This window comes from Candidatus Contendobacter odensis Run_B_J11 (assembly GCF_000531125.1).
In the GTDB taxonomy this organism is placed as follows: Bacteria; Pseudomonadota; Gammaproteobacteria; order Competibacterales; family Competibacteraceae; genus Contendibacter; species Contendibacter odensensis.
Map to the genome: position 1 here is coordinate 1 of NZ_CBTK010000210.1, position 1,832 is coordinate 1,832.

2 protein-coding genes and 1 pseudogene are annotated in these 1,832 nt (G+C 56.6%); 1 reads left to right on the top strand and 2 read right to left on the bottom strand.

The annotated features are described in order from the left end of the window. Positions 1–229: 229 nt before the first annotated feature. Positions 230–811 (top strand): lipid-binding SYLF domain-containing protein, encoded by a 582-nt coding sequence (locus BN874_RS12375; RefSeq protein WP_034433795.1) that lies wholly within the window; start codon positions 230–232, stop codon positions 809–811. 107 nt (positions 812–918) lie between these two features. Here BN874_RS12375 and BN874_RS12380 read toward each other — a convergent pair whose 3' ends face one another. Continuing rightward, on the bottom strand, positions 919–1,560 hold the full coding sequence (locus BN874_RS12380; RefSeq protein ID WP_034433797.1) for a hypothetical protein: 642 nt from the start codon (positions 1,558–1,560) through the stop codon (positions 919–921). A 32-nt stretch (positions 1,561–1,592) separates the two neighbouring features. Further along, a pseudogene (locus tag BN874_RS25135) lies at positions 1,593–1,832 on the bottom strand (hypothetical protein); the annotation flags it as partial.

Sequence of the window (1,832 nt, forward strand, 5' to 3'; positions counted from 1 at the left end):
CATCCCCATCTCGATGAAACTCAGTTCACAGAGTCTGGCTGAAAACTGATAGGTGGTGAGATGCTTAAGTTGGCGCGTATGCCGAAGGCTCCCTCCTCGTATCAATCAGTTAGAGAAAACTGTCCGAAGTATTGCTATAAAGGAATGGTATTAATCGTCGGCGTTCGAGTACATTGCCGAAGCGTGTTAAAACCGTCAACGAAGACCCATGACCCAGGAGAAAAACACCATGAAACCCACCCTTTTCGTTCCCCTGTTCGCGCTGTGCGTTCTGCTGATCGCCGGTTGCGCCACTCCGCAGGGAGATACCGCCGCCGAGCAACGGGCCAGCATCCAGCAAATGACCCAGGACACGCTAGCCGAAGCGGATCGATTAAATCCGGGCCTCCAGGATAGGCTTGAGCGGGCGGCTGGCTATGGCGTGTTCAGCAATAGAAGCTCCAAATTCCTCATCATGACCTCCGGCCATGGCTACGGCTTGGTGCGCGACAACCAAACTGGTCAGAATACCTACATGCGCATGGCCCAGGTCGGCGGCGGGCTGGGGATGGGAATCAGGGATTTCCGGGTCTTATTTGTGTTCCAGGATGATCAAACCTTGCGTCGATTCGTTGACAGTGGTTGGGATTTTGGCGGCAATGTGGGCGCAGCGGCCAAGGTCGACGGCAGGGGAGGGCAAGTCAGCACCGGAGTATCTACTCAGGGGATCGAAATTTACCAGTTCACCCGAAGCGGCCTGGAACTGGTTGCGACGGTCGCCGGTACTCGGTACTGGCAAGATAGAGAACTGAATGCCGAACCGAATCGTTAGCGCTGAAAACCGCAATTTAAAGAATCCATGAAGGCTAAATTTGAAACCCGCCACCGGGGCGGGTTTTGCGCAATATAGTACCCGGCAATCCGGGCCTGACAGGCTGCTTACTGGTTTTTGTTAACAGCCGGAGGGGTGTAGCTCGGAGTGGGTGCCGGTCCAACCGCGACGCCCAGTTCCTGAACGTAACGCGCCAGCACCTGATCCCCCGCTTTGAGGTCTTTGAGGTCCATATTGGCGGGTATCTTCAAGCTGACATGGTGAACCGCGCCCTGAATCAACACCGTGCGCTTCGCCTTGTCAATAGCGAGGATCGTGCCGATCATCTGCACACTCTCCTCGACCGTAGCGCCAGGTAATGCGCCCGCTGGGGTGCGACCGACGCTCACGGTGTCTTCCCGCACGTTGATACCGCCGCTCTGGACTTTTTCGAGCGCCATAGCCAGCGCTTCGTGATATTCCACCTTGACCACTGAACCGGGGCCAATTTGCGCCAGGTTCCGAACTTCCGGCCCGGCATGGATGGTGAAAATCTTGCCATCTTCATTCTTGATGCTGACCAGCCGGTTCTTCAGATCGACCGTCTGAACTACGCCAACGGCGGTTATTTTTTCGCGGGCACCCATGGCATCGGCAATCGCTGCCATAGTCGGCGTGGCGGTTGCGGCTGGGCCTTGTCCCTGCGCAATTGCCGACATTGCCAGCAGGGACGCGGCGGCCAGAACAGTGATCTGCACTGCTTTTTTCATGATGATCTCCTTACGGGTTTGATTGTGCTGAATCAGAACGGGGCAGGAACGACGGTGTAATACACCCCATTACTACCAAAATGCGGCTGATAGTAGCCGCCGCCACAATTATAGTAGCGGATGCCATTCGCGCTGACGCTGTTGCATCCGCCACTGGGCAACGCGAAAACCTCGGTGCCGATGGCGGGTCCGGTGACATATACCGGCTGTTGCACTACCACCGTCGGACTGGCCGCCGCCGCCATAGCCGGCGTGATGCCACGAGGTAAAAC